General features: G+C 44.3%; 1 protein-coding gene. It reads left to right on the forward strand.

Annotation, left to right across the window (positions count from 1 at the left end; genetic code table 11):
* The coding region (locus tag A3766_RS26590; RefSeq protein ID WP_156509163.1) for a GlyGly-CTERM sorting domain-containing protein at nucleotides 1-736 on the forward strand (736 nt) is incomplete at both ends.

Genomic DNA, 736 nt, shown 5'->3' on the forward strand with positions numbered 1-736 from the left:
TCGCCTGGTATCAAGTTTGCTACCTTGATGATAGGGGTTGAGGGTAAAGAGGAAAGCTACTCGTTTGAGTTGAGTGGTAATGTGATAGGGGAAGCTGATTTTAGCTCAAGTGTGGGTGAGGGAGTGTTTTTCTTTATAGAGAAGCAGAATGAGTGGGATTTACAGGGAGATATTGTTTCCGAATTAGTGTCAGACTACACCCTATATGAGCAAACGATGTTGATTGGTAAGGTTGATGGTAGCGGCCAATTGAGCTTTGACTGGAAAGTAGATGATACGAGTGTAATGGATGTCTCATTGTGGATAAATGGTGAAGAGCTTAGTGAATATAAGCCGGCTGAGGCTTATGGTCGTGAGACTATCGTGTTACCTGAAGATCAGGTCAATACTGTTGAGTGGCGCATGGCTAGGGGAGAACTTTGGCGTTCTACGAGTGAAAGTTCATTAGGGGATGAAGGCAAGACCTTGTATTTGAAGTCGGTTAATTTTACAGCAGATAACCCAGATGTAGCTGAGGATACAAGTCCTAGCAATTCAAAGTCTAGTGGTGGAGCATTCCACCCACTAGCGCTAGTGTTTTTGGCAGTGCTATTTTTCTTTCGTCGAAACGCTGCAGGTATATCGAAAACCTATCGTGCCATGAGTGTGGTGATTGTAATGCTCGTTGTTTCTTCAGGTTGGGCTCGCGCGGAAAATAGGATTATTGGTGGTGTTGACGCTGAGTTTAGGGATTACC

The organism is Oleiphilus sp. HI0132 (assembly GCF_001635845.1).